At 55.2% G+C, this 12,129-nt stretch carries 7 protein-coding genes; 1 reads left to right on the top strand and 6 read right to left on the bottom strand.

Translation table 11 applies throughout. The features are described 5' to 3' along the window. Positions 1-6 precede the first annotated feature (6 nt). The 6 genes from V8689_RS24560 to mads1 all read right to left on the bottom strand — a co-directional run bounded on the left by V8689_RS24560 (position 7) and on the right by mads1 (position 10,603). The gene (locus V8689_RS24560) at positions 7-2,781 is read right to left on the bottom strand and encodes a DEAD/DEAH box helicase (RefSeq protein ID WP_200645674.1); all 2,775 of its coding nucleotides are present in this window, start codon (positions 2,779-2,781) and stop codon (positions 7-9) included. A gap of 9 nt (positions 2,782-2,790) precedes the next feature. Beyond that, positions 2,791-3,309 carry a hypothetical protein gene (locus tag V8689_RS24555; protein ID WP_034115125.1) on the bottom strand — a complete coding sequence of 173 codons (519 nt, stop codon included), beginning with the start codon at positions 3,307-3,309 and terminating at the stop codon, positions 2,791-2,793. Then, positions 3,306-6,518 carry a DUF1156 domain-containing protein gene (locus tag V8689_RS24550; protein WP_034115124.1) on the bottom strand — a complete coding sequence of 1,071 codons (3,213 nt, stop codon included), beginning with the start codon at positions 6,516-6,518 and terminating at the stop codon, positions 3,306-3,308. Before V8689_RS24550 ends, V8689_RS24555 begins: the two co-directional genes overlap by 4 nt. 67 nt (positions 6,519-6,585) lie before the next feature. Beyond that, positions 6,586-7,593: a hypothetical protein gene (locus V8689_RS24545; RefSeq protein WP_042608839.1), complete on the bottom strand. Its 1,008-nt coding sequence runs from the start codon at positions 7,591-7,593 to the stop codon at positions 6,586-6,588. Then, positions 7,593-10,337, bottom strand: coding sequence for a DUF499 domain-containing protein (locus V8689_RS24540; protein ID WP_034115122.1), 2,745 nt, complete (start codon positions 10,335-10,337; stop codon positions 7,593-7,595). The genes V8689_RS24545 and V8689_RS24540 overlap by 1 nt, the downstream gene beginning before the upstream one ends. Further along, the gene (mads1, locus tag V8689_RS24535; protein ID WP_325167889.1) at positions 10,337-10,603 is read right to left on the bottom strand and encodes a methylation-associated defense system helix-turn-helix domain-containing protein MAD1; all 267 of its coding nucleotides are present in this window, start codon (positions 10,601-10,603) and stop codon (positions 10,337-10,339) included. Before mads1 ends, V8689_RS24540 begins: the two co-directional genes overlap by 1 nt. Before the next feature lie 723 nt (positions 10,604-11,326). On the opposite strand from mads1, the gene V8689_RS24530 reads away from it, so the two are divergent. Further along, positions 11,327-11,863: a LasR-specific antiactivator QslA gene (locus tag V8689_RS24530; protein ID WP_200645673.1), complete on the top strand. Its 537-nt coding sequence runs from the start codon at positions 11,327-11,329 to the stop codon at positions 11,861-11,863. The last annotated feature ends 266 nt before the right edge of the window (positions 11,864-12,129 follow it).

The following is a 12,129-nucleotide window of genomic DNA, read 5'->3' as shown; positions in this document are numbered from 1 at the left end:
AAAATATTACTTATTTGGAAATATCTCAGCATACCCAATTAAATCGAATGAGTAGCTTCCATCGCTGAGAAATCCGCCTTTGTGTTTTAGATCTCGTTCCAAGGCAGGTTCAATGATATTAGAAAATAGCGTGAGTCGATGCTCTAGTAGTAGTTTCGGCGATGTCGTAGGAGCCTGTAGATACCGTTCGCATTGTCGTTCGACTCCAGGAACCCGTGTACCGTCTAGCTTGACAGCAATAGGTTGGACGACGGTGCGGCGCTCTCCGTTGCCAGCGGACGCATCTGCTATCCACAACGATAGCAGCACAGGTTCGTCCACATCAGCAGTTACTGAAATGCCGATGTCTTCCGGCGGTACGCTGCGCCATCGGCCAAGTGCCTCCTGCATCAACGGGTGATCCAGACCAAGCAGCTCCAGATCCCTCTGACTGGTGGCCGCGTCCCGGTTCAGGGTGAAACGAGTTCGACGGCTTCCGTCAGCAAACACCAAATCGTATGTTTCATCGTCGACCTTGATCAACTGTTGTTGGTTATCTGTCACCGCTACCGACAAGAATCGGACCAGCCTATTCAAGCTTGACGACACGTCCGAGAACGGCTGGTAATCGTCGAGGCTGAAACCATCGAGGTCTTGGAACAAGTCGAATACCACTTGCCGAGCCTCGCGAGAATTTGACAGTGCGGCTTCAAGCTCCACCTGAGTTCGCTTCAGTTCGGGATCCGAGAGCGCCTCTTGGTAAAGCCGGTCATAATTCAGTCGCTCGGAAAGCTGTCCAAGAATCTGGGCGCGCAAGTCTTCAGCGATATTACCTTGGTCATCCACCTTGCCGACCGTGCGCGCAATTTCGACTAGCTTTTCATCAAGTAGTAAGAAAATTCGACCCTCGATGGTGTCCGACAGTACCAAGTTGTATACCTGTGCGGTGTCGCGCTGGCCATAGCGATGAATGCGTCCGATACGCTGCTCCATGTCCATGGGGTTCCACGGTAGATCGAAATTGAATAGGACACGTGCGAACTGCAGATTAATACCTTCTCGCCCCGCCGCTGTGCACACCAAAACGCGAGGGCCATCCTTTTGGCGGAAACGTCGTTCTGCTGCCAGCTTGGTACCGTGGTCGCCACCGCGCAACACTGCCACTCCTTGGCCAGGAAAGGTGTGCTCGATCTCACGGGCAATCAGGTCCACTGTGCCTAGGTAAGTGGCGAAGATTACAATCTTTTCGTTCGGGTTTTGCCGCCATAGATGGCCCAGACCGTCAAGGAGCTTCTGCGCTTTGGTCTCGCGCAGCTGCGGGAAGATGTTCAGCAAGTCGCCAATACGCAAGCGCTCCTCAGGAAGATGCAAATCAATCATTGTGGATGCAGCATCCTCGGCACCCGTGGACAAATACTCGCTACCGTAGGGGTCAGAGGCCATCTCTAATGCCTCTTCGTCCAGTTTCTTCACCAGCCTATACTTGAGATCAGCTAGAACCCGATCAACCTCGCTGCGACCGATGTTGTCATAGGCGAGACCAAAATCTTCGTGGATCAAAGCGCGAGCTTCATCTGTGAGCCTTTCGCGACCCTCAATATCCAGCTCCTTGTCGCGCAGCAACGCCTCGTGCAGCGTCAACATCAGCAGGCGACGTCTGAGCGTGCGACGAACCGCGGAAAAGCTTGATGCCGCGATCTTCTGGAAAATCGCCATTAGAAAGCCCAGAGCACGTCCCTGGTTACCCTGGCGCCGCGCCAGATCAAAGCCGTCCTCCAGATACTCGCGCAGCTTTTCGTAGAACAGCCGCTCTTCCTGATTCATCAGGAAGGACTCGGTGTGCACCCAACGCCGCGCAAACAGCGGTGAGCCATCGGGTTGGCAGGCATCGGCCTTTGTGCGACGGAACATCACCGTGTTGAGCCGATGACGGTGTTCAAGCATATCCTCCGGGCTACCAAACAGCGTAGGATTCAAAAGCTGTGCGAGCATCCAAAACTGGAAGTGATCCCCTTGGTGTGGGGTGGCGGACAACAGCAAGAGATCACGTGCATGGTCCTTCAATGCCTCGGCCAACTTGTAATTCTCGGTCTTGCGTACCTTGCCGCCCATGCGATGTGCAGTCAGGTGGTGTGCTTCGTCGAACACCACCAAGTCCCAGCGTGGGGCATCCAACAGACGTTTGATTCGAGCCGGGCGCTTCAGGGTGTCGATGCTGGCAATCAGTCGATCGTGTTTAGCGAAGGCATTGGTTTTGCGGTCGGTGATATCGCCCTCGGAGCCGAACACTTCAAAATCGAGGTTGAATACCTCGTTCAGTTCTCGATGCCAGTTGTTCACCAAGCCCGCAGGTACGACCATTAGCGCTCGTGTCAACTCGCCACGGCTGGCCAGTTCGCGCAGGATGAGCGCTGCTTCAATCGTTTTTCCCAGCCCTACCTCATCGGCAATCAGATAGCGCCGAGGCGAGGCGGTGGCAATGCGGTGGGTGAGTACTACCTGGTGTGGAAGCAGATCTATGCGAGCTGAAGTAAGCGCCGAGGCGCTTTCCATCACTGGCAGCGCGTGCGCCTCATAGCACAGCCACGCTTTGCGCCCCCGTTCTGCACTACCATCTACGGTGCGCAAGATGCGCTCAGTGCGCGAGAGTTCGCGTCGTAGTGACGCATCTGGTACTCGTCGTTCGCCGACGCCAAAGAACGCGCGCACGTAGCCATCACGTGGGAGATCAAGAACGACTCCTTGGCCATACTCGTGGTGAGTGATGCGCTCACCGGGCTGGAACAAGTCTTCTGTATGCACGCGCCGACCTCAAGTAATCCGCAAATGGAACAGACCCGCAGTTTGAGCCCCTTCGCGCAGTAGTATTTCCTGTGGGTACTCATTGGCTTCCCCCCAGAGGAGGCGGCCAAAGTCAAGCTGTTGACCTCGATTTGGTGCCTCGCATAGCCAGCTCACTGCATCGGTCGAGGCTTGCACCTTGAGACGTCCGTGCTTCTGCGGCAACCAGAATATCAATGCGGCCTCGCCGGCGTATTCATCCTGAAACGAGAGGATGGCACGCTTGATGGTATCTCCTAGCCAGACTTCACCCTGATCCGGGGCTAGTAAGTCAAGGCTACCCTCAAGCCCGGCCACTATCAGTGTCCGGCTATTGTTGCTGGGCAGGTCATCGGGCCAATGGCTTGGCTTACCCGGTGCCTGCGCGGACAATAGAAACTGACGCAAGCTCCATACTTCTTCCGCCTTGCAAACTTGATTGCGCGCTTCCTCATCCCACAACCAACTTGTGCCGCGCCGTTGCCACACTGTATCGAGGACCTGCCTCATTGCGCATACTCCCAATCGTCATCGAACAACGATACCTGCCGTGGTTTGGGTGCTTGGCTACTTTGCCACGTGATGTAGATCGACAGCGCACGTGAAGCAGCATTGCGTGTGATTTGATCTGGGCCATTTTTTTGCAGCCATTCCAACAACGGTTTCAAGGCCACGTGTGCCTTGAAATTCTCATTTTTTAGCGTGTCTGAGGCATTGACTCCGCTGCCGTCTACACAAGCACCGATCAGCACCAATGCCTGGTCAAGGTCGGAAATCAGCTTACGTTTGTGTTTGCCTTGCCAGTCACGGGCGAAATCGAGAGGCGCGGTGCGGGTGAAAACCTTCTTCACTTCGCTGCACCAACCACGCTGCTCAAAGTCATCAGGTGTAGTAATCGTGCCGCGCAAGAATTTCTGTAACTGGTCGCGCTTCATTTCGGTGGCCGTACCGAAGGTGCGGAGGAACTGACGGGTCATCGGTTCGGCGTTCACGGGCGGAGGTTCTTTACCCTTATCGGCGTCTTCGTCAATGAGTTGATTGATACCGACCAGCGCGTCCCTAACGGAAATAGTCCGGCCTTCATCCACATAGACCTTGCCATAGTGGCGCGAGAAATATTCCAACGCCTTGCCGCGGCGGATGACCTGGATATCAGCTGCAGGCAGTCCTTCCTTGGCATGGTTCTCCAGCATAGCCTGTAACTGCCGCACGTCAGCCATCACCTCGCGGCGCATGCGTCCCCAGCTCACGGGCTTAGGTTCCTCGGTTCGCTTGCGGCAGACATGAATGATGTCGTACTCGATAGTCTTGGAGCCGAATTCGCCGTCTCCTTTAGTTTCGTCGGAGCGGATCGGATACGTTGCTTCGAGGTAATAGCCGGCGTCGAAAAGTGATTCCAGCACCGCTACCCACGGCTCATCCTCGCTATGGTGAAATGTGAAGGCGAGAATGCCGCCGGGCTTCAAGAGCCGATGCGCCTCACGCCAGCACTGCGTGAGCAATCGCTGGTAGAAACCATCTGGATCTTCCGGCTCGCGGGCGCGGTTGGCCACTGCTTCCAACGACTTGGGGGTGTACTCTGGGCCGAAGATTTCTGGGTACTTATTCTTAAGTGCCAAACGCAGCCAGACGTAGAAAAAATCTGCAAGCTCCGAATAGTGCAACAGCCCGCCAAACGGTGGGTCGGTGATGATTAGGTCAAGGCTACTGCTTTCAAGCTGGGCCAGATCAGTCGACGAGCCCTGATACAGATCCACAGCCTGCACCGGATCCCCCGGCATGACTTTTTCACTCTTGCCGCTCAGTTGGTCAGCCAGTACAGGGTTTTTGCGCTTCAGTGCCTCAATGCTCACCGCCTCCCATGGCTGAACAGCCCATTCGCGGCCTTCGAGAATACCTTCAGTACTGGATGCCCAGTTGCCTCGACCCAATGAGGGAAAGACGCAGTTCTCTACCACCGTCGATTTCGGGTGATAGTTGTTGTTCGCAAACTGGGGTTCTAGCTTGTCGCCTTGGACATTCCACAAAGTGAATAGACTTTGATTACGCAGGTATTGCTGAAACGCACCTAGCACAAACTCCCGTACTGCCCAGTCGTAGTTCCCTACTTCACCGATGGCTTTTAGTAGCTGTGCGTGGACAAGCAACTGGCGAGGGTTGAACATGGTCCACCAGTGGGTGAAGCCGTGATTTGGCACGCCACCTTGCAAGTGGTGGGTCATGAAGCCGTAGGGAAGCTCCGAACGTGGCCAGTATTCTTTCAGATCGGCATCTTTGCGCGCTTCCCATTCAGCAAGCGCAGTGTCGTGCTGCTGTGCTTGCGCTGTGCCGTAGGCTGCGAAAAAGCGTCCATTGTAAGGTTTACCTGACGCACCGCGTTTGGGCGCATAGCCTTGCACTGCATAGGCTGCCATCGGTCCTGTCTTGCCAGTGGCCTTGACGGTGGTCAGTACATCCTGCACCGTGCCGCAGGCTCCACAGGCGTAGTGTGATCTCTTTGGTACGGTGCCGCTTTCCGGAGCGAAACTAATTCCGGTTTCCGGGTCGGTCACTTCTGCCGGCAGGGCGCCGCGCACTTCCAAGAGGCGAATCTTTTTGGCGCGTGCTGCATCCCATCGCGTAGTAGCCGCTACGTCATCCTGCGCAGAGCCACCAAAGGGCTGGCCGTTGGCATCTTGCTTTGCTTCGCCTGCGAGCCACTGCGGATGGACCAGCAGGCTCAGTTCCACCTTCTTATTCTTACCTTTGCCGAGGTTGACCAAGGCCGTGTGGCCGCATTGTGGACAAATCACGCCCTTCTTACGGTCGAGAACGGAATAGGGATATTCGCTTGGTGAGACGTAGAGCAATGCGTCAGGTGCCATGCGAGCGGCATCTTCCTCTACGTCGAACGCTTCACCACACTTACCGCACGAATGTTTCCAGTGCTTGACCGTGAGTGTTTTTACCGCCATCACCGGGCTGGTCATGATCGGAGTACGATGACCGCAACCCGTTACCTGACAAGGCCCGTGTTTGGACCAGAAGGTGTAGATGATCTCTGGTCCTTCATAGCTATAGTTTTTACGCTCTTCACGCGGAATGGCGAGCGGGTCGAAACCGGCTGGCATTACCTTGTCCGTTGGGAGGTGGGTCCACTTGCCTTTTTCACCATCAGGGCCGTCGCAATAGTAGTAAGGCATGATCTGCGGCTTGACCTCTGCCTCAATGTCAGCGAGGAGTTTCTTCACATCACCGAGATCGACGTCAGCCAGTTCTTGCTTGACCACGAACCACGCTACCGGATTGAGGTCGTTGCCGACCATCTGCATACCGAGGCGAGAGCCTTCCACTAGTGTGGTGCCGCCACCCATGAAGATGTCCGCCACCTTCAGGTGCTTGAATGTGCCTTTCTTCTGATGGTTGGCGTAGTAGTTGTCCCACACGAGTCGGGCGGCATGCGATTTGTCTTCCGGAGCCTTCGTTGCCGCCGCTATCAACATAGAGCGGAACACACTGGAGCGACGTCGTGCCCACCACTTCGACATTTGGTAGATCGGCTTGCCTGCATTGCCCTCTATGATCGCTACCTGATTGACAGGCAGGATGGGGAAGTCCACTTCTAGGCAGGTCTTAGGGCGCTTGGGGTCGTTGAAATCGACTGTTTCTAGCGCGACGGCCTTGCCCGCGCCGACTGCCTTAGCAACCTCTTGAGCGAGCAACTGTTTTTTGGTGGCCATTCAAAGCTTCCTTAGTTTTTCTTGCGTGCACGACTGTTCGCGCGTGTTCTCTACGAAGGCTATATGCCTACTTCGATAGTTCTATGAAAGGCGACAGAACTTCCAACAGCGACAAGCCACCATGTGTGAGCGTCGGGTAACCGCCCTGGCTGCGCCATTTTCTTCGACCCAGTGCCAACAGGTGTGGGCCATGCGGACCGTCTATTTGCAATGCGACCGGTGGGACGAAGGGGCCGGGATCACTTCTGCCTACCTTGCTGCGTCCGCTCGAAAATGTTTGTTTTAGATGTGTCGCGACATCACCATCGGCATCTGGGAAGTAGCCGGTGGCGGCGTAGCCGTGGTCGGAAGTGATAATTAAACGTCTCCCGGTGGCTAGGTGTTCGACAAAAGCCCAGAAGTCGTCGCTGGAAAGCTGCTGTGCGGCGTCCTTAGTCAGTAGTTCCAGCCCTTGGCCTGCACCGTAATCATGCAACTTGGCGTCCGGCCAGTGGTGCCAGAACACCCAGTTCTTCGCGCCTGAGGCATTGTCGAGTAAACCTTCACAATCTTTCCAGGGGAGATCAATGCTTTCTGTCTGCGCCGGTTGTAGTTTATGCGCCAAGCCGCCGCCGTTGGCTTGCAATTGACTTCGGCTGGCCAATCCCAGTGCGCGGGCAAACTCGTTTGTTTCACCGGGTAGCTCAGATGCCGTGGCAGTAACTCCATGAATAGTAAAACCGCGCTCTTTAGCTCCCTGCAATAACCACGGAAGCTCACGCAGGCTCAGGGCATCCAGTATTAAGACTGCCCGGGCCGAAAAGGGCTCATCCCACCACCGTGCGAGGCGCTCCGATGTGCGTTCTACGCCACTGATATTGGGCTGCCCGAAGGCCTGCCACAAATCCCATCCGCTGGACGCCAGGAAGAGATCGAGCTCTGCAATTTCGCGCTCGCGCTTTATCACCTCCCCTGGCGCATTGCCCTCAGCTAGTGGCCTGGAGGCAATGTTGATGGTGCGTTCAATGATCAAGCGCCAAGCTTCGGAAGGCGTGCCTTGGGTCAGTTTTTGCAATATACCTGCATCGAGCGGCATCAGTTGTCCTCCTTCTCAAGGCTCAGCTCGAATGTCATGCCATCAGGTAGCTTTTTGAGCAGTTCCTTTAGCTGCGCGCCTGTTGCAGCAGATACTTTTAGCGAGACTTCTGCCAGAGGGGTGGCTGGGCCTATGCCCCAGCCTTCAAGCTTGCCAATCAGGTTGAGAGGCGAAGTGGGCGGATTAGAGAACGGGATGCGTAGCTTAGTGGTGTTCTCTGTGTTGCCACCGAAAATGCCGCCGTTGTCCGTCGGCGCGACGCGCCCGAAACGATTGTCGCCATCGACTGACGAGGGTTGCGATGTACTCGTTCGTCCGCCAAAGATGTCACCGCCATTGTCCCCTACGAGCGGCAGTGGCACAGACGGTGCGCTGCCTCCTGTGGCGGATACTGCCGAGGGCTCCATCAGATACACCTCATCAAGCTGACGTCCGGTAAAGGAGAGCTTAGGCCGCAAACGTCGCCATGCGGTATCTTCATCTTCGCCTGCGTGAGTTTGCAGGTTTTCAAGGTTACGCAGGTTGATGGCAATCTTGCCGCGTGCACACAGGCGGAGGATACGCTCCTTCATCGCTGTTTCACCCAGCCAAGGAATACAGTCTTGTCCTGCTGGACGAGGCTCTTGCAGCTCACGCAGCAATTTTCCTACTGATGCGTTTTCTGAGGAAGCTTCAAGCACGAGGTCTTCAAAATCTTCAGGTACGAAGAGATCGTTGATCAATGTCTCCTCGATGCCTTCAGGGATTTGCGCGCCTTGCTTTTTCAGATGCTCCACACTGAACAAAGACTGCTGCGGGCTTTGGTGGTCGTAGCGGTGCAGGACAGCAAAGCGGTCAAAACGCTTTTTCAGGTTTTCGCGCAGCGTGCTCTCGAATTCCTTATGCAGTTTCTTATACTCGAGGTTTTGGCTACTCCACTCCTGCGCCTTCATCTCGGCGCGTGCGAGGATGAGCAGATCGCGATCCAGAAAGGCATTGGAGGAGCCGGCTCGGGGCATAAGAAAGCGAATGGTGTTGCGACGCTTCTGTAGATGATCCCTGAGCCAGCGGCCTAAAGTCTGTTCGATCTTTTCTGGCTCTTCCGGCAATACCAGAATGGGTAAACGGTCGTCCCATCGTTCAGGCTGTTCAGTTTCACCCAGCGATGTCCAAGGATCGTTCTGCCAAGATTTAGGTAGAGCGATCACGCGGAAGGTCTTGGCTACCTCATCGCTGCCACCGATGACGTAGCACACCTGTTTGGCTAGCTGTGCTTGATCGGAGCCGTCAGTGAACAGCTTGTCGTTCCGGACGCAGGCCATGAGTTTTGCACGCGGGTTTTCCTCTTCTCGGAAGACCAGGCGCGAACCATCCTGGTGGATGTTGAAGCTGTTTTCGAGAATGGTCGCCAGCTCAACCTGAAAGGCATTGCTGTCCACCGGTTTGTCCCTGGTTATATCTACCTGCAGTGTGGCGGGGTCGGCCCCGGCAAGGTTGCCGACGGCAATTGAGCGCAGCCACAACGCACCCACAATTTCTTGCAGGTGTGGCGCCAAGTTGGCGTGGTCGTACACCGCTTCGGTGACCGAGATGATGTTGTGCTGCGCTTTCTCACGCAGACTTCGGTGATGCTCGTTGGATACCGAATCCAGCAGTGCACCAATGCCCGATGCATCATCGTCGAGCCGGAAATCCGCAGCAGTGAGCACCGGAACTGCTTCGCCTTGGCTCTTGTAAAGATTGGCCAAGATGCGAATCATGTCGCGGGTTTCTTGCGCGTCAGTAGCGATAAGAACCTGCTCTTCCAGCAGGCGCAACAGGTGAGGCGCGTATGGCCAAGACTCAGTGAATTCGCGGCGCTTGCGGTCCTGCTCGGCTGGGGGGACGTCGAGCAGACGAAAAGACTCGGCCACGTGCTGAGCGATCAGAGATTCGATGGTTCCATCGGCAATTTGCATGCGATTGTCGAACAGACGGTGCAACAGCATTCGCCGCCGATCCCGCTGAATTCGCTCGGCGTTGCCACCTGCTTTGAAGTCGATAGCGACTGGGTTGACACGGTGCACCTGTTGGTAGGCATCGCTACCCCCGTTGCGCACAGAAATAACCAACACCAGCAGATCAGGGCGTTCCTTGGCGATCTCCGACAGTATTTGGATGAAATTAAACGCCCAATTTTTCCAAGGGTATTGCTTAGTGTTGGTCAGGCCGTCGTACCAGGTCTGGAATTCGTCGAGTAGCAGCATTGTTGGCGTGTGTTCGAGCAGCTCGATGATAAGCTTGTCAGAGGGAATATCGGTTTGGGCTGCGCCCATACCCTCCCACTTGCCTTTGATGAATTCACCACGCGGATGGCGCTCGAACAATAAGTCCCAAAGAAATTTGTAGCGTTGGCGGTGCAGACTCTCGCCAATGACTAACATTCCTTCCCGAAGGGCGATCTTCCCGATGTTGGCATCACCCAGCGCACCGGCCCAAGAATTGAGCCACGCCCTGGTCGATGCCGCGTCGTTAACGGAGTGGTAGAGCGCAGCCATTAAGTGGGACTTACCCAAGCCGCGCTCACCGATTACCACGACGGGGCGCCCCTTATCGGGGCCAACTGCCTCTATACCCTTTAGCAGGTCGTGCGTCGGATAGGTGATCTCCAGAAACTGCTGAGCTGCGATCTGCGTCGCGCCAGTGTTTGAATCGTTAGAGAGCTCAATAGCTGTCCCTCTAAGCCGTTTACCCCGAAATTCATCTCGTAGTATCAGTCCTAGCATTACTTGCGCTCCCCATCATTCATTTGGTCTTTGGCTACGTCATCTCCTTCGCGTCCAGCATCGAGCCCTTCTAAGGACTGCAGCTTGATCCAGCTGTCGATGTCAGCACGCGAAAAACGCCAAGTTCCACCTACTTTGAAAGCAGGGATTTTCTTGGCTGCAGCCAGCCTGTAGATCGTCCGCTCCGTAACCTTCAGGTAGTCGGCGACCTGTTTAATGGTGAGGATCTCGCCTTCACTGCTATTTGTGAGCATGGTGGTTGCCATTCAAGGTCAAACGACGACAGGGTAGTGTAAAATTTTCAAATCTGCGGCAAGAATTGCATGTTTTGCGTAGATTTTTCAAGATATTGACTGACGCACGACGCTAGTGAGGATCAATAGATGCGGCATTGGCGTCCCTGCAACCGGCTGCATGAAAGCGTTCAGGTCGCCAAAGGTTAATTGCTTAAATTAATGAGTGTCAGCTTCAAGAGCCAAACTATCTACGCCGGACATCATGCAAACGTGCAGCGGGACAAGGGTTTTGATCGGACCCTGCGTGCTGCGGCCTGCCAATGAGGTTGCCACACATACCGTTGTCCAAGTCGAATAGGACGCTAGGTCTGATGCGGTGCTTATTGACGCTCATGCTTGTGTTGTCGCGACTTCACATTTACGCTTTGCCCCATCGCGGTCAATCCCGCGATCGGGTGTCGCAACCTGTATCGAAACCAAGGCGCGGTACGTGCCATATCGCACAGTCAGCACTTCAAGTGCTAGCTGCTGCTTTTCTATGGCGCACCGTGCAGGGCAGGCTTCGGCCTGGCCGGGTTCCTTGGTTTCCGGTTTGCGACCCCTGTACGGTGTGCCACCCATTCGTGTCGCAACGGTGAATGGCACTCCTTAATCAAACCAAGGAGATAAGGAAAATGCCCCGTCCCCCTTTCAAGCTCGTGCGCCGCCCCGGCTGTTTGTTTCGTACTTCAAACTATCTCGGAGGATTCCGCGATGTTTGATCTCTCGCTTCTAATCGGCCTACCTAAACCCAACACCATCGATACTGCTTCGCTTACCCCCGAAGATGCCGCAGTTAAATTACGGCAGGCTGCCACGCTTCGGCTTAATGGCGCGCAGAGTATTCTGCTTCATTTTCCGCAGGACGTTGATCTGGCTGTTGAGCTGCTGGATGACGCGGCAGTGCTTTTCGACAAGGCCTTTCGATATTTGACTGGCATACCCGCTCAGCGCGTTCATCAACAGCTCGGTGAGTACGTCTCTGTCCCGTCCGCTGAAGGTTCGCCCGCGATCCAAACCCCCTGGGGCGATGAGTTCGCTCCGACGATCAAGGATGGCGTTCGGTGTGCTGAGACCTGGCTCAAAGGCTCGTCATTACCGTTATGGTGGGCGCTGGCGCAGAACCGAAAACGTCATCGTCCTGGTGACTTTCAGGAGGCGTTCGAGGCCGGTTTTCTGCTGCGTTTGCAGCAGACGCTGCTCAATCTGCGTGAAGCTACTACATCTCGACCAGCCAGTTTCGATGCTTGAGGCTCTAATTGACGCTTGAGACTTTTCTTTTCCCGCCAAACCCTCTGATCAAGCGATCTTTGATCGCGCCGATCGGAGGGTTCACTCGCTTTTTCTCGAAGCTACCTCGTTCCACCCTTCCATTTCATATTTGATTAGCGCCACGTCTTCTTTTATCCGATTAATTTCCCACGATCTCTATCGAGCGCAACGCAGAGTCAGCGTTAGAGCCGAGCTTTCGTAGGGCTATGGGTAGAGATGTGGCGAAACCGGCGACAGCGGCGACA

The sequence above is a fragment of the Pseudomonas sp. AK181 genome, assembly GCF_051122975.1.
Classification (GTDB): Bacteria; Pseudomonadota; Gammaproteobacteria; order Pseudomonadales; family Pseudomonadaceae; genus Aquipseudomonas; species Aquipseudomonas lactis.
Note: the sequence above shows the minus strand (reverse complement) of the source record. Positions and strands in the feature narration are given on the sequence as shown.

Excerpts from the sequence above, each read along its gene's own strand:
- V8689_RS24555 (WP_034115125.1), bottom strand. The coding sequence starts at position 3,309 with ATGAGGCAGGTCCTCGATACAGTGTGGCAACGGCGCGGCACAAGTTGG.
- V8689_RS24550 (WP_034115124.1), bottom strand. The coding sequence starts at position 6,518 with ATGGCCACCAAAAAACAGTTGCTCGCTCAAGAGGTTGCTAAGGCAGTC.
- V8689_RS24545 (WP_042608839.1), bottom strand. The coding sequence starts at position 7,593 with ATGCCGCTCGATGCAGGTATATTGCAAAAACTGACCCAAGGCACGCCT.
- V8689_RS24540 (WP_034115122.1), bottom strand. The coding sequence starts at position 10,337 with ATGCTAGGACTGATACTACGAGATGAATTTCGGGGTAAACGGCTTAGA.
- mads1 (WP_325167889.1), bottom strand. The coding sequence starts at position 10,603 with ATGGCAACCACCATGCTCACAAATAGCAGTGAAGGCGAGATCCTCACC.
- V8689_RS24530 (WP_200645673.1), top strand. The coding sequence starts at position 11,327 with ATGTTTGATCTCTCGCTTCTAATCGGCCTACCTAAACCCAACACCATC.